This is a genomic window from Halomonas sp. HL-93 (assembly GCF_900086985.1).
Classification (GTDB): domain Bacteria; phylum Pseudomonadota; class Gammaproteobacteria; order Pseudomonadales; family Halomonadaceae; genus Vreelandella.
Genome location: NZ_LT593974.1, coordinates 1,399,045 through 1,418,211, shown reverse-complemented (window position 1 = coordinate 1,418,211; position 19,167 = coordinate 1,399,045). Strand labels below are relative to the sequence as shown.

The 19,167-nt window shown below is 55.8% G+C and carries 16 protein-coding genes; 9 read left to right on the top strand and 7 right to left on the bottom strand.

Annotated features, from left to right (window positions below; translation table 11 throughout):
• The first annotated feature begins 5 nt into the window (after positions 1 to 5).
• Both GA0071314_RS06420 and GA0071314_RS06415 read left to right on the top strand, forming a co-directional pair.
• Positions 6 to 2,048 carry a hypothetical protein gene (locus tag GA0071314_RS06420; protein WP_074395878.1) on the top strand — a complete coding sequence of 681 codons (2,043 nt, stop codon included), beginning with the start codon at positions 6 to 8 and terminating at the stop codon, positions 2,046 to 2,048.
• Positions 2,045 to 2,803 carry a TlyA family RNA methyltransferase gene (locus tag GA0071314_RS06415; protein WP_074395877.1) on the top strand — a complete coding sequence of 253 codons (759 nt, stop codon included), beginning with the start codon at positions 2,045 to 2,047 and terminating at the stop codon, positions 2,801 to 2,803. Before GA0071314_RS06420 ends, GA0071314_RS06415 begins: the two co-directional genes overlap by 4 nt.
• On the opposite strand, the gene mscK is transcribed toward GA0071314_RS06415, so the two are convergent.
• Entirely contained in the window at positions 2,800 to 6,105 is a 3,306-nt protein-coding gene (gene mscK / locus GA0071314_RS06410) for a mechanosensitive channel MscK (RefSeq protein ID WP_074395876.1), read from the bottom strand. The genes GA0071314_RS06415 and mscK overlap by 4 nt on opposite strands.
• 178 nt (positions 6,106 to 6,283) lie before the next feature.
• On the opposite strand from mscK, the gene GA0071314_RS06405 reads away from it, so the two are divergent.
• The 4 genes from GA0071314_RS06405 (at position 6,284) to GA0071314_RS06390 (ending at position 8,412) form a co-directional block, all read left to right on the top strand.
• Positions 6,284 to 7,312 carry a phospholipase A gene (locus tag GA0071314_RS06405; RefSeq protein WP_074395875.1) on the top strand — a complete coding sequence of 343 codons (1,029 nt, stop codon included), beginning with the start codon at positions 6,284 to 6,286 and terminating at the stop codon, positions 7,310 to 7,312.
• 71 nt (positions 7,313 to 7,383) lie between these two features.
• Positions 7,384 to 7,716, top strand: coding sequence for a DUF883 family protein (locus GA0071314_RS06400; protein ID WP_074395874.1), 333 nt, complete (start codon positions 7,384 to 7,386; stop codon positions 7,714 to 7,716).
• Complete coding sequence (locus GA0071314_RS06395) at positions 7,716 to 8,117, top strand: phage holin family protein (RefSeq protein WP_074395873.1); 402 nt, start codon at positions 7,716 to 7,718, stop codon at positions 8,115 to 8,117. Before GA0071314_RS06400 ends, GA0071314_RS06395 begins: the two co-directional genes overlap by 1 nt.
• Positions 8,092 to 8,412, top strand: a complete 321-nt coding sequence (locus GA0071314_RS06390) for a YqjK family protein (RefSeq protein WP_074395872.1) — start codon at positions 8,092 to 8,094, stop codon at positions 8,410 to 8,412. The genes GA0071314_RS06395 and GA0071314_RS06390 overlap by 26 nt, the downstream gene beginning before the upstream one ends.
• A gap of 32 nt (positions 8,413 to 8,444) precedes the next feature.
• On the opposite strand, the gene GA0071314_RS06385 is transcribed toward GA0071314_RS06390, so the two are convergent.
• Positions 8,445 to 9,629 carry an NAD(P)/FAD-dependent oxidoreductase gene (locus tag GA0071314_RS06385; protein ID WP_074395871.1) on the bottom strand — a complete coding sequence of 395 codons (1,185 nt, stop codon included), beginning with the start codon at positions 9,627 to 9,629 and terminating at the stop codon, positions 8,445 to 8,447.
• Between the two features lie 186 nt (positions 9,630 to 9,815).
• On the opposite strand from GA0071314_RS06385, the gene GA0071314_RS06380 reads away from it, so the two are divergent.
• Both GA0071314_RS06380 and GA0071314_RS06375 read left to right on the top strand, forming a co-directional pair.
• Positions 9,816 to 10,883, top strand: coding sequence for an efflux RND transporter periplasmic adaptor subunit (locus GA0071314_RS06380; RefSeq protein ID WP_074395870.1), 1,068 nt, complete (start codon positions 9,816 to 9,818; stop codon positions 10,881 to 10,883).
• The gene (locus tag GA0071314_RS06375) at positions 10,883 to 13,996 is read left to right on the top strand and encodes an efflux RND transporter permease subunit (RefSeq protein WP_074395869.1); all 3,114 of its coding nucleotides are present in this window, start codon (positions 10,883 to 10,885) and stop codon (positions 13,994 to 13,996) included. The genes GA0071314_RS06380 and GA0071314_RS06375 overlap by 1 nt, the downstream gene beginning before the upstream one ends.
• A gap of 117 nt (positions 13,997 to 14,113) precedes the next feature.
• Here GA0071314_RS06375 and GA0071314_RS06370 read toward each other — a convergent pair whose 3' ends face one another.
• Entirely contained in the window at positions 14,114 to 14,539 is a 426-nt protein-coding gene (locus GA0071314_RS06370; RefSeq protein ID WP_074395868.1) for a DUF3617 domain-containing protein, read from the bottom strand.
• A gap of 112 nt (positions 14,540 to 14,651) precedes the next feature.
• On the opposite strand from GA0071314_RS06370, the gene GA0071314_RS06365 reads away from it, so the two are divergent.
• Entirely contained in the window at positions 14,652 to 14,861 is a 210-nt protein-coding gene (locus GA0071314_RS06365) for a CPXCG motif-containing cysteine-rich protein (protein WP_074395867.1), read from the top strand.
• Here GA0071314_RS06365 and GA0071314_RS06360 read toward each other — a convergent pair.
• The 4 genes from GA0071314_RS06360 to GA0071314_RS06345 all read right to left on the bottom strand — a co-directional run bounded on the left by GA0071314_RS06360 (position 14,858) and on the right by GA0071314_RS06345 (position 19,066).
• Entirely contained in the window at positions 14,858 to 15,697 is an 840-nt protein-coding gene (locus GA0071314_RS06360; RefSeq protein ID WP_074395866.1) for an ABC transporter permease subunit, read from the bottom strand. The genes GA0071314_RS06365 and GA0071314_RS06360 overlap by 4 nt on opposite strands.
• Complete coding sequence (locus GA0071314_RS06355) at positions 15,694 to 16,605, bottom strand: ABC transporter permease subunit (RefSeq protein ID WP_074395865.1); 912 nt, start codon at positions 16,603 to 16,605, stop codon at positions 15,694 to 15,696. The genes GA0071314_RS06360 and GA0071314_RS06355 overlap by 4 nt, the downstream gene beginning before the upstream one ends.
• Before the next feature lie 64 nt (positions 16,606 to 16,669).
• Positions 16,670 to 17,851, bottom strand: a complete 1,182-nt coding sequence (locus GA0071314_RS06350) for an ABC transporter ATP-binding protein (RefSeq protein ID WP_074395864.1) — start codon at positions 17,849 to 17,851, stop codon at positions 16,670 to 16,672.
• 108 nt (positions 17,852 to 17,959) lie between these two features.
• Positions 17,960 to 19,066 carry a polyamine ABC transporter substrate-binding protein gene (locus GA0071314_RS06345; RefSeq protein WP_074395863.1) on the bottom strand — a complete coding sequence of 369 codons (1,107 nt, stop codon included), beginning with the start codon at positions 19,064 to 19,066 and terminating at the stop codon, positions 17,960 to 17,962.
• Between the last annotated feature and the right edge of the window lie 101 nt (positions 19,067 to 19,167).

The window sequence follows — 19,167 nt, the reverse complement described above, 5'->3', positions numbered from 1 at the left end:
TCACCGTGACGACCGATCAACAGCCATCCGCGCAAGATGAAAAACTCAACGGGCTGCTGACCAAATTTGACGATGCTGTGCGCCTGCTCACGCAGGCGCCTACATTTTCAAAACCGGCCAAGCTTCCACGTGTGCTAGATACGGCTCGCCGACTGTTGATGCAGGATGGGGGCTGTGAGGCGCTTGAAACACGCTCGGCTGATTTTGAATCCGCAGGCGTATTTGAAGGCTCCGACTGGGCAACACCGCAATATTTAGTGCCCACCCTTACCACGCTGTCGCTCAAAAGTGCCGACGCCAATCTAGTGGTCATTGAAGCATTAAGTGAACTGCGGCTTCTGGCGGTGGCAAAAGGCGACGTTGAGCACTCACTGGTTTCCCAGGAGTATGCCCATCACTATTTAACCCAAGTGATCGCGCTTAACTTATGGCTGTTGTTCACCCCCCCCAGCGAAGCGGAGCGTGAACAACAAGGTCGCCTGGCCGCGATTCCACGAAAGCTTTTTCAACACCTCGCCCAGCGGATTGGCTACGAGCACATCATCGACCAGTTGATCGACGAAATTTGGCGCATTCTTAAACAGCGCCCCATTCAGGTCGACTCGATCAAGCAAATGATTACCCAAATTGCGCTGTGCCAGGCCAACCCCGAGATAGACCTGGGGGCCAGCGGCCAAGGTGCCGACCGCTTGGTTAGCTCGCTGTTTGGGCCCACCCAAGCGTGCCGTGAAGATCCAGGCGTTGAGGTCTACCGCGAGCGACTCGATGGCATGGACCAATCTGCCCTACAAGCAGAGGCCACCGGTTTTGCGCGGGCCATGCATGACACTGGGCTGGTATCGCCTTACCACGCCGTGTTGCTTCGCCATTTGCTTGAAGAAGGCGATCATCTGGTGTCTGAAGCGTTGGGGCTCTCGTCAACCGGCCGCGACTGCCTTCTGTGTTATCGCGAACTCGTCCATGCCTTAATTCGTGGCGGTGTTTACCCCGCCACCTGCCAAGCGGTTTATGGCTTGGCATTGATGCTTGAGCGAGGAATTCTCTACCAGCCGCCTGTGGCACCGGCCATGTGGCGCCAACTCAGTCTGCCACTATCTGAGTGGTCACAAGCCCGGCTGAATATTGCCTATGGCGAAGCGACCTCGCCCCGCGCACGCTTAGTGGAAGGCGTGCTGTGCATGCTTGGCTTACCGCTTGGCGTTGGCCAGGGCAATAACCCGACTTGCCAGTCAGCCCGCGCGCTTTCGATGTGGGCCTATAATGACCCCGACTATTTATTGCAAATGGTCACATGGGCTGCACGCGACGACGAAATTATCATGCACTTTGAAGGCCAAGCTATTTCGTCGATGGCGAGCCTTTCGGGCGTGGCCACTGAGCTACCCATCGATCTCGATCCCGTTTCATTAATCGTGGTGCCACACCTGGATCGCATTTACGCGGAAATGGGCCGACGCTGTGTGGACCGAGAAGGCGACCCTCACCGCTGGGTAAACCCGGAATTCCATGGCTGGTGGTCGGGACGCGGATTTCGCATTAATGTCGATGTGGCCACCGGTCAACTTAGTGATGTTGACGATTTCGTGCGGCATTTTTATGCTTGCTATCACCCTTATTACAACGGCAACCAGCCGCTGATTCACCCCCAGCCCGCCGGCATCGCCGTCACAGACAGCGCTGCTCGATTCATTGGCTGGCACGCCATCACTATTTTGCGCGCCTCACTCGACCCCGGTGACGTGATGCGCATTTACTTTTACAACCCCAACAATGACAGCGGTCAGGATTGGGGAGGTGGCGTAAAAGTCAGCACAGCAGGCCACGGCGAACGTTTTGGCGAAGCCTCGCTACCGTTTTCACAGTTTGTCTCGCGGCTTTACATTTACCATTACGACCCGCTTGAGCGTGGCGAACTGGCGATGGTTACCGAAGACGAGCTCAACACCGTTATACGTTATTTGCAGCAAAGCTGGGGAGCCGAGCGGCTACCCGCCGCGGAGTTGCAGGCCAATGAAGGCCCACAGAGCACATCACCCAACGACGCATGACACGACTTGACCAACTACTTGTCAGCCAAGGGCTGGTGAGCTCCCGCACACGCGCCCAGCGGCTTATTCGCCATGGGCGCGTTTATCTTGCCGAGGGCACCACACCGTTGACCAAACCGAGCGAAAAGTGGCCCGTTGAGACGAGCTTTTACGTTGCTCCCGACCCCGAAGAACGTTATGTGTCTCGCGCCGGGCTCAAACTAGAAGCAGTGCTTAACGCACTGACACTTCGCCTTGACGGCCTTAACGTGCTCGATGTTGGGCAGTCGACCGGTGGTTTTAGCGACTGCGCGCTTCACTTTGGCGCACGCCATGTTATTGGTGTCGAAGTCGGTCATGGTCAGCTAGACGCTCGCCTGCGTGGCGATCCCCGCATCACCTGCCTGGAAGGCATCAATGGCCGCGCCATGAGCGCTGATAATGCTCTGCAACGAGCGCTTGCTAAGCATCCCATTGACGTCGCGGTTATGGATGTATCGTTTATTTCGCAAACCTTGATATTGCCTGAGATAGCTGCCTTGCTGCCCGGCGGTGGCCGGCTTATCTCACTGGTCAAACCACAGTTCGAGCTCACCCCTAAAGCACTGGATAAACGGGGAGTGGTTCGCAATCCGGCTCATTACCAGCAGGTTGAGGAACGCTTGCACAAAACCTGTCAGGCACTGGGGTTAGTGATCACGCATTGGCAAATCAGCCCAATTACCGGCGGTGACGGTAACCACGAGTTTCTGCTCTATGCACAAAAAACCGTCTAACCACTCGCCGGACCTTGCGGCGGCGTAAGCGTTTCCACTTTAACGGCCTCACCCGACTCATGGTGCAGCCAAACATCCATTTGCTCAAAGGCAACACGCACATCAGCCTCGCGGAATAGCGCGTCTACACGGCAGTTCACCTCATCGGCAGCAAACAACCGGTCAAGCAGGTCATTAACAAAAATACGCAGCTCAAAATTGAGGCTATGAGGACCATAGCTCATGCAAAACACCTGTGGCTCAGGGTCCACCAGCACGCGGGCGTTTTCATCCGCTGCTTGCCGCAACAGACGATGTACCAGGGCTAAATCCGAGCCATGAGCAACGCCGTAAGTCAGTACCACCCGGGTGACATTGTCGGAGAGCGACCAATTGATCAATTGGTCGGTGACAAAGGTTTTATTGGGAATGATGATTTCTTTACGGTCGAAATCGGTCACCGTTGTGGCGCGGATACGAATACGGCTCACCGTGCCATGCAAATTACCCAACGTGATGGTGTCGCCAATCCGGATGGGGCGTTCAAACAGAATGATCAGCCCCGAAATAAAATTCGCAAAAATCTCTTGCAGCCCAAACCCCAAGCCAACGCTTAAGGCCGCTACCAGCCACTGTAATTTATCCCAAGATACGCCCAGCGTGGCTAACGCCATGACCACCCCGGTGCCGACAATGGTGTACGACAGCAGCGAGCTGATCGCATAGGCACTGCCCTGCTTTAATGTCAGACGGGACAACACCATGACCTCCAGCAGCCCCGGCAAATTGCGCGCCATAATGAACGTCAATGCCACCACCAGCAGGGCACCAAACAGGTCTGAAATAGACAACGCGCTGTCAACCAATTCGCCGTCGGTGTTCTCCCAAAGTGACACTTGATCCAAGTAGCCCAGCACCGAGAGCAGGTCCGCCCAAACCAGATACAGCAGCCCAATGAAAGCAATCAACAAAATCAGTTTGGAGAGGCGTAGCGACTGGGTATTTATCTGCTCCATGTCCAGCGGAGGCTCCTCCACTACCTCCAAGCCGCCTTCGGCACCTTCCTGAACCTGGGCGCGGCGCTTGGCCAGTGCCCGCCGGTACGCCAGACGCCTTGCTGCAACGGCTAAACTTCGCACCACAGTGGCTTCTACCACGACCCACAGGCCTAGCAGATACAGCGTGGCCACAAAGCGGCCAACCAGTCTCAATGCCGTGTATTCGTATCCCAACATCACCAGTCCAAGTAGGACCAAGGGCACCGCCGCCATGGACAAACCCAGCAACAAGCGAAACAGGCGTACGCCAAAAATGGGCACATGGGCTAAGATCAGTCGCGCCAAACACAGGCCCATCGATAGCAGCCCCAAGGTTAATAAGCCCATGGCAACTGGCCGCTGGGCTAACGGGGTTTGCAGATTATCTGCTAACGTCGAGATAGCAATCACCGGCACCAGAGCCACCCCCAGCCCAGCCAGTAACCGCCGTAACTGAGCGTTATAAACAGGCGACCAGGTAAAGTGCTGCTCGGCCACGCCGTCGGCCACTAGCAGCCTACGCCCCCAGGCCACAACGCTCCAGCTAAGTGCTAACTGAACTAACGCAGGCGCCACATTCGTCGCCAGTAGGCTTTCTGTGGCGCCCAAGGCGACACCGCTACCGGCAAGCGCCAACGGCCCTGGCACCGCCAGTAGCGCATTCAGAAATACAGCTTTTGGGGTGTGCAACTGCGTGTCGCTTTTGAGCCGGCCTATTTGACTATGCAGCGTGGCCAAGCGGGTTTTAATCAGGCGCCGCAGGGCCACCAGAATAAGACTGACCACGAAAAAGGGGAGCCCGCTAAGCATTTCCCAATCCAGCGACGGCCAGCGGGTCGGCAGAATGGCGCGCCACTCGCCTTCTTGCCATTCCAGGCGAAGGTGTTGGGGTAATTGGCGCAGCCAATTAACGTCCAAAGGGCGACTATTCGCTACCCAAAACAGCTGCTCATCAATAGTGGTGCGCAATGCCTGGGTGGTGGTCAGTAACTGCTGCTGGTTAAGCTGTAGCTCGACGGCGGCGCTTAACAAACGTCCGTAAACCTCTTCAAGCTGCTCGACCAATTCACGTCGAGACTGGTAAAGCCGTGACAGTGTATTGATCAACGCAGGCGTCGGCTCAATATTTGCCTCCTGAAGCCGCTGCCTTGACAGTTGCTCGGCCTGGCGAAGTTGATCGCGCTGGCGGACCAGATCAAACTGCTGCAGCCGTAAGTCGGCAATTTCATCCTGCAAATCGCGGCGCGGCAATACGGTGGGCAGCGACTGGCGCTGCTCGCGAAGTATCCGCGATAGCAACTGACTGCCTCGGATGGCCTCGATTTGTTCATTCAAGCTGCGCTGTAGCTGGCGAACGTGCTCAAGCTGACGCTGGGCATCGATGTTATCGCGCACCAAGCTGTTATCGCGCTCGCCAGCCTGCAGCAACGACAGGCTCAGCGCTTGATTGCGCTGTTGCGCCTGGACGACAATAGGATGTCCTGCAGCAATTAAGGGGTTGCCCTGTGCGGCATCGGCTATCGCCTGTTCGGATGCCAGCCGCCGCTCTCGGTCAGTGACACTTTGCAGTAAGTTCAGCTGCTGCTCTTGCTGGTCAATTTGTAGCAGTAATAAGTCACGACGCTGCTGGGCAAGATCACGCAGCCGACCATTAGCGCTCAACTGGCGTTGATAGAGCGCCACCTCACGCTCAGCCACGGCACGCTCAAGGCGGAGTTGAATCATGCGCGCGTCATTGAGGGCGGACAGCTGACGATCTCCCAGCATGGCTTCACGCTCGGCGTAGTCACGGCGGAGTGTCTCCATCCGTTCAAGCGTTACCGCCATGGATTGCTGAGCTCGTTCCGGCAGCGTTTGTGCGGTTAAAAATTGCGAATTCACTTCAGCCAACTGGCTCTGAAGCTGCTGAAGATTGGTCAGCGCCTCTGCCTGCTCGGCTTCCAATGCTGCCAAAGGCAAGTCGCTTAGCTCATCGATCGATGGCACATCATCGCTATCTTCAGCTTCACCGAGCGAACGCTCTACGCTGATAAGCGCGTCGGGGGCCTGGCTTACTCGCTCTTCTAGCTCGGCAAGCTGCTGCTCAATGGCATCCAAACGCTCATAAGCCTCCAACGCGGCGGCCAAGGCCTGTTGATCAAGCGCCTGCTGAGCGTTTAAAGTCTCCTGGGATTCAAGCTCAGCAAGACGCTCCTGAAGCGCCCTTTCATCAGGCACATCGTTCAGCGTCGCCGCACTTAGCGCGAGGCTGCACAGCAGCAGCGCTAAGGCCACTAACCCTTTCATTACCAATGGAAAGGTAAATTTAACCACAGCGCCATGCCTCGTAGATGCGTCGATGTTGAGCTTGGCTATTGTCGGGGGTTGTCAGCCACCGCGCAATCATAACAGTTGACTTATGCCGACAGCGTGATAGAACAACATGGGCACAGGCACGTGCCCCACCTATTTTTGTGAGTTATCGATGGCCATTCGACACCGACATTTAACATGTTTTATTGTGCTGTGCGGTTTGACCGCCGTCAGTACTCTCGCTTACGCCGACAGCCGCGAGGAGATCGAAGCGCGCATCGACGAACTGAATAGCGAGCTATCCCAACTCCACCAGCAGTTACGTCAGGTTGATGACCTTGAGTCCAATAGTGATACCGTTGTGCCGCCACCCGAACTGGTTGCGATTGAAGACCTGAACGAGCGGCGTGAGCTGGAACAAGAATCCGGACGCAACCCATTCTCGATCACCACCCACCGGACTAATTACCTTTTCCCGGTAAGCTACAACGAGAATCAGAATCGCGACAATTTTCGCAGTATCTCGTCCGACACAGCGCCAGATGATAGCGAGCTGAAATTCCAGTTCAGTGCCAAGGTCAATCTGGCAGAAGATTTGCTGGGGGACGACGTTGGCGATCTTTATTTTGGCTATACCCAGCGCAGCTGGTGGCAAGCCTATAACACCGATGCGTCCTCGCCGTTTCGCGAGACCAATTATGAACCTGAAATGTTTATCGACATAGACACCCCCTGGGATGCCTTGGGCTGGGTCAATACGCGCAACCGGGTGGCGATTAACCACCAGTCTAACGGCCGTTCGGACCCATTATCGCGCAGTTGGAACCGCGTCTATCTCGAGAGTATTTTTCAACGTGGCGACTGGGCCGTTACCTTTGCGCCCCACTGGCGGGTTCCCGAATCCGAAGAAGATGATGATAACCCAGACATTGAACGCTACATGGGCTATGGCGATATTCGTGTGGCAAAGCGGCTCGATGATAACCATGAAGTCAGCGGACAACTGCGTGGCAATCCAAGCGCCGGCAACATGGGCACACAAATTGACTACAGCTGGCCTGCCTTCAATTCTCTGCGTGCCCATGTCCAATACTACTACGGTTACGGCGAGAGCCTGATCGATTACGATCACCGCGTACATCGCCTGAGCATTGGGTTTAGTTTAAATCCGTTATTCAGCGCCAGCGGCCTGAACCGATAAGCAATTCACTTGTCAGTGGTTATGCGACTGCTATGCTGGTAGTTGTTCACTTACCGTCAAAGGATGACATCATGGCTAAACGTCAAAACGAAAGCACCGCACAGGCCGATCAACTGAAAGAAGATCTGCGCCACCTAAGCGATACCGTTGAAGAATTGGTAAACGCTACCTCAAAAGATGCCAGTGGTGAGATGCGCGACCTCCGCACCCGTGCCGAGCAACGCCTCAAGGATACCCGCCATCGCTTGGAAGCTCGTGGCGAGCGTATTTATGAAGACACCCGCGACTCCTTGACACACCAAGCCGACGCTTGCGACAGGTATGTTCATGAAAATCCCTGGACCAGCATCGGCATCGGTGCCGCAACAGGTGTCATCATCGGTATGCTACTCGGTCGTCGCTAATGGCTTTGGGGCCCACCCAACGCGTTTTTTCAGCCGCTAAACGTTTGCTTAACTCGCTGATTGCCAATGGTGAGACGCGACTACGTTTAGCGGTGGTGGAGCTTGAAGAAGAACGCTCCAGGCTTATGGTGCTAATGCTCATTGCTGGCGCCAGCCTACTTTTGTTGCTGCTAGGTGTCGCCACCTTGGTCGCGCTAGTGGTGGTGCTTTTCTGGGACACTTACCGGCTCACCGCTATTGCAGTTAGTGCCTTGGTATTGATTGCCGCCAGCTTCACGTTGGCGGTTATTGCGCTTCGCCAAGCGAAACAACACACCTTACTGAAAGAAACGCTACGTCAATTAGCCGCCGACCGCGCCTTGCTGGAGGCAAAAAATGAGCCTGAACAACGCGCCCGCTAAGCCACCAGGGGCTGACATCAAGCCCCCTACAAGAGCTGAGCGCAAGGCACGCCTACTAGCTGAACTTGAGCAGCAGCGCGTGAATATTCTGGTCGACAGCGATCAGCTGCTGCGCGCGGCGTCTCCCCTCGATTCCAATTGGCAGCGGTTTAAAATACCCGCCTACGTGATTGGCGGGCTTGCCGCATTGCGTTTGGTTCGCCACCCGCGGGGGGCACTTGCAGGGGGCCGCAAGGTGCTGGCTGGCTACATGCTTTATCGCAAGCTTAAGCTGCTTGCCAAAGTCGCCACTTAAGAAACTGCTGATGCGTTTGTGCATTGCCTGGGTCAACAGGCCTGGCCACAGGCCACCCCGCTGGCCCATGCCCATTGAAAGTTATAGCCCCCCAGCTCTCCGGTCACATCCAGCACTTCGCCAATAAAGCGCAGTTGAGGAAGCCCTTTAACCTCAAACGTTTTGGATGAAATCGACTGAGTATCGACACCCCCCATCGTTACCTCGGCCGTTCGCCACCCTTCAGTACCGGCAGGCTTTAGCTGCCAACGATTTAGTCGCTCCGCCCATAGCTGAAGCTGCGAATTACTGTACTGCGCCAGCGGTTGCGTATCATTGCCATCGGGATACCAGTCCATTAACGATTGCGCCACTCGCTTGGGAAAGTGATCCATCAGCCAGGTGACCAACTGACGTTTCGGCGTATGCTCACGGGCATGGTGCAATAGCGCCTGGGCGTCATGCTGCGGTAATAAATCGATTTCAATCGCCTCACCGGGGGACCAAACGCTAGACGCTTGCAACATGCCCGGGCCGGATAGCCCACGATGAGTAAACAGCATCGGCTCATTAAACGCCTTCAGGCGAGTATTTACCGTCACCGGCAAGCTGACGCCAGACAACTCGCTGGCCCTGGCTTTCCATTGATCACTCAGCGTAAACGGTACAAGACCGGGCGTGGTGGGTAGCACCTCAAGGCCAAATTGGCGGGCAAGGTCATAGCCGAAGCCACTAGCCCCCATAGTAGGAATCGACAGGCCGCCGCTTGCGACCACCACCACACCGGCATCTATTTTTCCTATCGAGGTCGATAGCCGCATGGCGCTGCCCTGTTCCTCAACGCCGGTAATCTGTGCACTGAGTGCTACTTCAGCTCCCGCCCACTCGCACTCCGTGAGCAGCATGCGGACAATCTCTTTAGCCGAAGTTGAACAGAATAGCTGGCCCGGCGTTTTTTCAACGTAGTCAACGTCATGACGCTCTACCAACTCGACAAAGTGCTCGGGGCGATAGCGTTTTAGCGCTGAAATGCAAAAAGCCGGATTCGTTGAATAAAAATGCTGTGGTGTAGTAGCGAGATTGGTAAAGTTGCAGCGGCCGCCGCCCGACATCAGGATTTTTTTGCCGGCTTTATTAGCATGATCAATGACCAACACGCGCTTACCGGCATAGCCCGCCTGAGCGGCGCACATCAGGCCTGCCGCGCCAGCCCCAATGATCACGACATCGTAGGTCATTCGTCACCGCTCCCAGCTTTGCAAAAGGCGGCATTTTAACAGCCTATAGAGGCTTTTTTGTTGTATCATATAAATAATAAATACAGCTTTTGTACAATTTAAGCCTACTATCAACACCATCGATAAAAAAACGCTGCTTGGCATCACGATCTAGCTCAGGCGGTACAACATATTGCAGAGAGACTTATGCCTTTATTTTGTCGCCGCTTGATGCTCACGCTGCTCCTATTTACCGCTCCCATGTTAACTCATGCTCAATCCGAGCCCAGCGTAATTGGCGTACGCGCTGCCTTGGCCCCTTGGTCAGACCCCCTTGAGGCATTGGGTACCTTGCGCGCCGACGAAAGCATGACGCTGTCGGCCACCGTCACCGATACTATCGCCGAGATTAGCTTCGAAGACGGCCAGCGTGTGAACCAGGGCGATATACTTATTCGCCTACAAGACGCCGAAGAGCAGGCACGCTTAAGAGCCGCACTCGCCCTGCGTGACGAACGACGCAACGCACTGGGGCGCTCTTTAGAGCTACAAAACCGCAATCTGGCAGCCCGCGCCGACGTAGAAGACAACCAGTCGGGTGTCGACCAGGCCGAAGCAGAGATCGCTGCGTTACGCGCACGCCTGGAGGATTACCGGCTTAAGGCTCCATTCAGTGGCCGAGTCGGCACGCGCAATGTAAGCGCCGGAGCACTGGTAACCCCAGGAATGGAATTGATCACGCTGGACAAACTGGACGTCATGAAGCTCGACTTCAGCGTACCTGAAACCTACCTGAGCCGATTGGCACCAGGTCTATCGCTTAGCGCCACCACCGCGGCTTTCCCTGACGATGTATTCCACGGCGAAATAGCCAGCCTTGGCACGCGGGTCGATCCGGTGACGCGCAGCATTAGCGTCCGCGCTGATATCGACAACCCCGATGAACGTCTACGCCCCGGCATGCTCATGGAGGTCGTGGTGCGCCAGGAGCCCCGCGAGAGTGTCGTTCTGCCAGAGGCTGCCATTCAGCCTAATGGCAATCGTCACTATGTCATGCTAATCGACAACCCCGACGCCTCTCCCCGTCTGCGCCAACAAAGCGTGGAAATAGGCGAGCGCCGGGCCGGCGAAGTGGAAATTAACGCTGGCGTTTCGGCCAACGACGTCGTCGCTGTGCATGGTTTGCAGCGCGCCCGGGATGGCCAAGCCGTAAGACTGGTTGGCCTGATTGACGATGAGACCGATGTTCGCGACTTACTTGAGGCAGACCGCTAATGCGCTTATCGGATATCTCGGTTCAGCGCCCCGTTCTTGCGGTGGTCATGGCGGCATTAATTATTGCCTTTGGTTTACTGGCGCTTGACCGTTTACCGCTACAGGAGTACCCCACCGTCGACCCGCCGGTTGTGAGCATCGACACGCGCTACCCCGGCGCATCGGCCAGCGTGGTTGAAACTCGGATTACCCAAGTCCTCGAAGACCGCATCGCCGGGGTGGAAGGTATCGAGTTAATCACTTCCGAAAGTGAGGACGGTCGCTCACGCATCGATATCGAATTTGCCTTGACCATGGACATCGACGCGGCGGCAAACGATGTGCGTGACCGCATCGGCGGCGCCCTGCGCAACCTGCCCGACGATGCCGAAAACCCTGAGGTGAGTAAAGCCGACAGCAGCGAGGAAATCGTCGTCTGGTTGAGCCTCTCAGGGGCAGACTACTCAATGACCGAGCTAACCGATTATGCCAACCGCTTTTTAGTCGATAGCCTCTCGGTGCAGCCCGGGGTGGCCAGGGTTCGCGTCGGCGGTGGACGCGACTATGCCATGCGCGTATGGATTGACCGCAATGCCATGGCAGCACGGGACCTGACCGTAGGCGATATTGAAGATGCGCTGCGGGCCGAGAACGTCGAGTTACCGGCCGGTGCCATCGAGTCTGAGGACCGCCAGTTTATTGTTCGGCTGCCACGCACGTTTGAAACCGCCGATGACTTCCAGGCCCTCCCCCTTGAAGAGGGCGACGATGGCTATTTAGTGCGTTTAGGTGACGTAGCCCGCGTTGAGATTGGCTCTGTTGAGGACCGGAGCGTATTTCGCGCAAATGGCGTTCCCATGGTCGGGCTGGGCATGATTATGCAGTCGACCGCGAACGTCGTCGAACTGTCAGACGCGGTGCAACAGGAGCTTGTGCGGCTGCAAACGACTCTCCCTGAGGGCATGTCCCTCAGTTTGAACTATGACGCATCGGTGTTTGTGTCCGGGGCGATCAAGGAAGTCGTCTTTACGCTGGCGGTGGCGATGGTGTTAGTCATCGTGGTGATGTTCCTGTTTCTGGGTAACTTGCGCACTACACTGATCCCCGCTGTCACGGTGCCCATTGCTATCATTGGTGCCTTTACCGCGCTGGCGGTCATGAATTTCTCGATCAATCTGCTTACCCTGCTGGCGCTGGTACTCGCTATTGGACTGATCGTCGACGACGCCATCGTGGTGCTGGAAAACATCAACCGCCGCATGCACGACGAGGGCGAAACACCTTTGGTAGCGGCGTTTCGTGGCACCCGCCAGATTGCTTTTGCGGTCATTGCCACCACACTGGTATTGATCGCCGTGTTTGTGCCGCTCAGCATGCTGCAAGGTGATATTGGACGCTTGTTTTCCGAGTTTGCGCTGACCATGGCTGCCGCGGTCGCGATCTCTACCCTGTTAGCGCTCACGCTGACACCGATGATGGCGTCTAAAATCCTCTCGCCGCGTATGCACGACAGTCGCCTTTCCAAAGCGGTACAGAGCATCACGCGCAGCGCACAGTGCCGTTACCGCTCGCTGCTCGAAGTACTGCTGGCGCGGCGAATCTGGGTGGCTGCTGTCTTCGTATTGCTGATTGCGATGACTGCCTGGTTAAGCCAACTACTCCCTAACGAATACACCCCTCAAGAAGACCGCGGCAACTTCATCGTACTGGTCAACGGGCCCGAAGGGGCCACCTTCGACTACATGATGGATTATATGGATGAGGTGGAAGCCCGTTTGACGCCGATGGTCGAAAGCGGCGAACTGGAGCGGGTGGTGGTGCGCGCACCGCGTGGCTACGGCAATATTGAAAACTTCAACAGCGGTTTCATCATCGTCAACATGGCCGAATGGGGCAGTCGGCGTAGCGCTTGGGCGATCATGGATGACGTTCGCAATGCCCTTGACACCCTGCCCGGCGTTCAGGCATTTCCCGTCATGCGCCAAGGTTTTGGCCAACGCACGGAAAAGCCCGTGCAGTTTGTACTCGGCGGGGGCACCTACGAAGAACTGGCCGAGTGGCGCGATCAGCTAATTGACTATATACGCGATGACAATCCACGCATTCGCGCCATCGAAAGCAACTACAACGAGACGCAGCCCCAGCTCAACGTGGAGATCGACGAACAGCGCGCCGCTGCTTTGGGGGTCACAGTGAGCGAGATTGGCCGCACGCTGGAAGTGTTACTCGGTGGCCGCAACGTGACCCGCTATGTGGATAATGGCGAAGAGTACGATGTTATCGTCGAAGGCGACCGCGCCAGCCAAAACAGTCCGCGCTCCCTGGATAATATTCAAGTGCGCTCGTTGCGCAGCAATGAACTCATCCCCCTGGCAAGCCTGGTAACGTTAAGCGACGCCGCTGGTGCCAGTACGCTTAACCGCTTTGACCGCGTGCGCTCAATCACCATCGAGGCCAACTTAGCAGATGGTTACCCACTAGGTGAAGCACTCACCTATCTTGAGCAAAGTGCGGATACAATCTTGCCAGAAGAAGCGCAAACCAATGTCGCCGGGGCATCTCGAGACTTCCAGAATGCCAGCGGTGCCACCACGTTCCTGCTGGTCCTTGGTGCGCTGGTGGTCTTTCTGGTGCTGGCGGCGCAGTTTGAAAGTTTCATCCATCCCTTCGTCATCATGCTCACCGTGCCGCTTGCCATGAGCGGCGCATTACTGGCGCTATGGTTAACCGGCCAGTCGCTGAATATTTATAGCCAAGTGGGATTGGTGTTGTTAATTGGTCTTGCGGCGAAGAACGGTATTTTGATTGTCGAATTCGCCAACCAACTCCGCGATGAAGGCAAGGCATTTCGTGACGCTCTCATCGAGGCCTCGGTTACTCGCCTGCGGCCTATTTTAATGACGGCAATTACCACCATGGCGGGGGCCATCCCGTTGATTGTATCGGGCGGCCCGGGTGCCGAGTCTCGCTATGTGATTGGTATTGTCATCATGGCCGGGGTAGGTGCTGCCACGTTGTTTACGCTATTTGTCGTCCCCGTCGCCTACGATTTGCTAGCACAACAAAGCGGTTCACCAGGCGCCGTTAAGCGCCGGCTAGAAAACGAAATGGCTAATGCCCCGCCGCAACGTTAGCGGGAAGCCCACCATCCCATTACGGACCTATATGCTTGACCAACAAAAGGGCGCACCGGTTAGGCGCGCCCTTCTAGATGATGCTTAACTGACATTTAAGCAGCATTTAATAAACGATTAACAGTCGCCCAACCGCTCGCCGTCAATCGCGGTTTGCATATTAAGCTCGCCCATTGGCGATTGCGTTTGGATATCGACGGTGCCTTCAATGCGCTCACCCATAAACTGCATATCGCCGTCGATGTTGGCTTCGCCGCCATCGGCCCGACACACCATACTATAGGAAATGCCATCCTCACTGGTGTCTTGATCCAGCAGTTCACAACCTTCTTCTTCTTCAATAAAGCCAAGATCCGCATCTTCCAGGTCGTCTTGGGTAATGCACTGTTGCTCGGTTTCAGTTTGATCCGGAATCGGCATGTCGCCGCTAACCGTCGTGGTGCTGACGAATTCCCATTCGCCTGGCGCTATGTTGGGTGTTTCCGCCCACGCGGCTACCGGCAAGGCCAATAAGGCCGCTACGGCCACCTGTCGTAACATCATCGCTGCTCTCCATTGCGTTATAAACGGCGTTTAGCCTACCTGATTCCACATGGCAATGCCTCTCGATAATACGGCTGCTACACTAAAGTGCCACTGCCAGAAGGATCGCACCATGCAAGAAGATACCTTAGTAGAGTATGACGCTTACTGCCCCTACTGCGATACCTTATTAACACTATTGATTGATGCTTCCCAGGGCAGTCATGTTACCTGGGAGGATTGCCACCAATGCTGTGCGCCCATCCAACTGGCCATCGAGGTATCGCTGATTACCGGCGAGTTGGAAAGTGTTCGCGTGGGCAGCGACGACGATATCCTTTAATGGGCGGACGCTTTCAGCGCAAGCTGACGCTTGGCTTCATTTCGCCGCATCAGGTACCACGCCAAAAGCGTTGCCAGCGATACCGCTAAAATAATCAGCGTCGCCAGCGCATTAATCTTGGGTGAGACGCCCATACGTACCGACGAAAACACCACCATCGGCAGCGTATTGGCGCCTGGTCCAGACACAAAACTGGCAATCACCAAGTCATCCAATGAGAGCGTAAACGCCAGTAGCCAGCCCGCCACAAGGGCCGGGGAAATAATCGGCAGCGTCACGCAGAAAAACGTTCTCATCGGCGGCGAGCCGAGGTCCATGGCGGCTTCCTCGATAGACAGGTCAATCTCACGCAGACGGGCCGCCACCACCACAGCCACGTAAGCACTACAAAACGTGGTATGCGCGATCCAAATCGTCGCCATTCCCCGATCTGCGGGCCACCCAGTGATTTGGGCCATTTGCACAAACAGCAGTAGAAGCGATAGGCCGGTAATGACTTCGGGCATCACCAAGGGCGCCGTCACCATGCTGGAAAGCGCCGTTTTGCCGCGAAATCGACCGTAGCGGGTCATCACAAACGCGGCGATGGTGCCCAGGCATACCGCCATGCTGGCGGAGAAAAACGCAATGCGCAGGCTCATCCATATCGCCGAAAGGATTTGTTCATCGCGAAACAACTCGCCGTACCACTGGGTTGAAAACCCTGACCAAACCGTCACCAGCTTCGAGGCATTGAACGAGTAAACCACCAACACCAGCATCGGCAGGTACAAAAACAGCAATCCGACCACCAGCATAACGCTGGTAAAGCGCAGTCGTGGCTTGGCTATGCTCATTTTTCCAACTCCCGGGACTGATAACGGTGAAACCATACGATGGGAATCAACAGCAAAAGCAACATGACCATGGCCAGTGCCGAAGCCACAGGCCAATCTCGATTATTGAAGAACTCTTCCCACAGCACCTTGCCAATCATCAAGGTATCCGGCCCACCCAGCAGCTCGGGGATCACGAATTCGCCAACGGCAGGAATGAAAACCAGCATCGAGCCTGCAATAATGCCGCCCATCGACAGCGGTAACGTCACCTTGATGAAGGTATTCAGCTTACGAGATCCCAGATCCGACGCCGCTTCAAGCAGCGCGCTGTCCAGCCGGGTCAGATGGGCGTAGAGAGGCAGTACCATAAACGGCAGGTAGGCATAGACAATCCCGATAATCACCGCAAACTGGGTATTCATCATACGCAAGGGGGAATCAATCAGACCCACGCCCATCAGCAGGTTGTTCAGCAAGCCGCTGTTGCCGAGAATCCCCATCCAGGCATAGATACGGATCAAAAACGACGTCCAGGACGGTAACATCACCAACAGCAATAAAATCATCTGCCAGCGCGCGCTGGTACGCGCCATTGCATACGCCATTGGGTAGCCAATCAACAGACACACCAGCGTTGCGATGAAGGCAGTTTTCAACGACCCCCAGTACGCCGCCACATACAGCGAGTCCGAGGCCAAGAACAGGTAATTGCCCAGGTTGAGGGCAATATGCAGCGTTTGATCAACGTACTCAACCAGCGCCCCATAAGGCGGCACCGCAACGGTCGCCTCCGAGAGGCTGATTTTTAGTACCAATGCAAAGGGCAGCAAGAAGAATAACGTCAGCCATGCCAAGGGCAGCGCGATGACAGCGCGCCGCCCTAGCTGCCAGCGTTTTAGCATGGCGGAAAAGCGAGCAGGCATCATTTAAGGCGATCTCCTGATGGCCCGCCGCAGCGGGCGTTTCCACAGCATCCAAAGGAGCCCACGGTTAGCGATTCAGCACAATAGCGCTATGATCTTCCCAATGTACATACACACGGTCTTCCCAGGTCGGTCGATCGCCGCGCCGCTCGGTATTGGCCATGCTGACCTTGATGAGCTGGCCACTGGGGGTGCGCACGTAATAAAGCGAAAACCCTCCCAGGTAGGCAATATCTTCCACCCTACCCTCGCTCCAGTTATGCGCCGCGTCGGGCTTCTCGCGGGTCAGCCAGATTTTCTCGGGGCGCAGCGCCGCCCACACTCGGCGGTCCATGGCCTGGGTGGTAATCCCATGATCGATATAAATCGGCCGTTCAAGCGCCGGTGAAACAATCTTGCAATGGTCGGCCGCATCCTCAACAATCTCGCCCTCAAAGAGGTTCACTGTGCCTACAAACTCGGCCACCATACGGCTGACCGGGCTTTCGTAGATATCAATAGGCGAGCCCACCTGCTCGATCCAGCCGTCGGCCATTATCGCCACGCGGTCGGCCATGGTCATGGCCTCTTCCTGATCGTGGGTGACCATGATGCACGTCACCCCGACCTGCTCGATAATCTCAACGACTTCCAGTTGCATCTCGGTGCGCAGCTTTTTGTCTAGCGCCCCCATCGGTTCGTCAAGCAGCAGTAGCTTGGGCCGTTTGGCCAACGAACGGGCCAGTGCGACACGCTGGCGCTGACCGCCGGAAAGTTGGTGAGGCTTACGCTTGGCAAAGCGCTCCATGTGTACCAGCTTAAGCATGTGCGCGACCCGCGCTTCAATATCGGCTTTAGGTAACTTGTCTTGTTTGAGACCAAACGCAATGTTCTGAGCCACGCTCAAATGCGGGAACAGCGCATAAGACTGAAACATCATATTGATGGGTCGCTTATGCGGCGGCATGGCGGTGATATCGTCACCGCCCAGCAAAATACGCCCCTCGGTTGGCGTTTCAAAACCCGCCAGCATACGCAACAGCGTCGACTTGCCGGAACCTGAACCACCCAGCAGGGCAAAGATCTCACCGCGTTTTACCTGCAGACTGACATCATCTACCGCCAAGGCATCATCAAAGCGTTTACTTAACCGCTTTACCTCCAACACGATATCATCCGCGAACCGAGGCGCTTTGCCCATGGCACGCAGCGTAGCGGCATTGGTAGGAGACGTGGATGACGCGTCGTTCGATAGGGGCGTAGTCACCATTCGCCACTCCCATCAAAAGGCCCGCAGAAAACGGGCAATCAAAAAACGAACAGCGAGCCCAGGCCAATCATATGAAGCTGCCTGGGCTCGCCGTCGGATGAACGTATCTTAACGGCCGGATTTTACGCGGTTCCAGATACGAGTGCGAGCGCGCTGGATGTCCTGGGGCTTTTCAACCTGAACGTAGAGGTTATCCATCACGTCAGTATCGGGGTAGATGGCGGAATCGTTGAGAATCTCGTCAGACAGATACTCATCCGCGGCGGCGTTAGGGTTGGCATACCGCACGTACTCGGTTATTTCAGCGGCGATTTGCGGGTCAAGTATAAAGTTGATAAAGGCATGGGCGCTATCGGGATTGGGTGCATCAGCGGGAATCGCCATCATGTCAAACCACAGTGCAGCGCCTTCTTTAGGGATACTATAAGCAACCTCAAAGTCACGCCCGGCTTCTTCAGCCCGGTCAGCCGCCTGGAAAATATCCCCAGAGTAACCGGCTGCGACGCAGATGTCGCCGTTGGCCAGGTCCGACACATAGCGAGACGAATGGAAATAGGTCATGTCATCGCGAACCTCGCCGAGCAACTCGCCTGCCGCTTCAAGGTCCTCGATGCTTTCATTGGTCGGGTCCAGTCCCAGATACACCATTGCGGGCGATAGCATTTCATCGCCGGAATCCAGCATCGACAAGCCACATCCGGCTTCGCTGAGCTGACTGGTAATTTCCGGGTCAAATAACAATGCCCAACTGTCGACGGGCGCGTCTTCACCTAGAATCTCTTCGACGCGATCGACGTTGTAGCCAATGCCGTTGGTTCCCCACATATAAGGCACCGAGTACTCACTGCCTGGATCAACCTGTTCCAGATTCTCCATCAGCGTGGGATTCAAGTGCTTTAAATTGGGAATTTTATCGTGGTCCAGCGGCTGATACACCTCGGCTTTCATTTGCCGCGTCAGGTAGTAGGTGGACGGCACAACCACATCATATCCAGATCGGCCTGAAAGCAACGCTGCATCGAGCACTTCGTTGCTATCAAACACGTCGTAAGTGACGTCTATGCCGGTGCGTTCCGTGAATTTTTCCAATGTATCGGGCGCAATATAGTCAGACCAGTTATACACGCGCACTTCATCATCGGCATGAACCGTGGTTGCCGCTGCGACAAGTGAAATGGCCGCAACGGCCCCGGAAAGTTTGTGAATGTTCCCCATTTACCTACTCCTTAGTGAGACTAACGATAACCACAGACAAGTCAGCCGATATGCTTGTCCACTCGCCATCCCGCGGCTGACCGTGCGGATTTTGCGGCGCG